This window comes from Akkermansia muciniphila (assembly GCF_018709685.1).
GTDB lineage: Bacteria > Verrucomicrobiota > Verrucomicrobiia > Verrucomicrobiales > Akkermansiaceae > Akkermansia > Akkermansia muciniphila_E.
In genome coordinates this window covers 1-319 of the sequence record NZ_JABDHQ010000048.1, presented here as the reverse complement: position 1 = coordinate 319, position 319 = coordinate 1, and the positions used below count along the sequence as shown (strand labels likewise).

The following is a 319-nucleotide window of genomic DNA, read 5'->3' as shown; positions in this document are numbered from 1 at the left end:
GGACGTGCTGGCAGTACTAGGCAACATTCTGACGACGCGTGACGATACGTTTACGATCCGGGCCTACGGGGAGCTGGCCAGCCGCGAGGGGGTGGTGCTGTCGCGCGCGTGGTGCGAGGCGGTGGTGCAGAGGGGGATCAACTACGTGGACCCGGTGAACAGCCCGGAAACGCCGGTCAAGAAGATCAACATGAAGAGCGGAGCCCTGGAGGAGACGGAGCTGAGCGCGGTGAACAAGGCGTTCGGGAGGAAGTTCAACATCGTGTCCTTCCGCTGGCTGTCTCCCGAGGAGGTGTAGGGGAAGGAAAGAAGAGAGAGA

At 62.1% G+C, this 319-nt stretch carries 1 protein-coding gene; it reads left to right on the top strand.

Going from position 1 to position 319, the window contains the following annotated elements; all coding sequences use genetic code 11:
• A partial coding sequence (locus HHJ06_RS11700; RefSeq protein WP_215429967.1) for a hypothetical protein occupies positions 1 to 298 on the top strand: 298 nt, incomplete at its 5' end.
• Between the last annotated feature and the right edge of the window lie 21 nt (positions 299 to 319).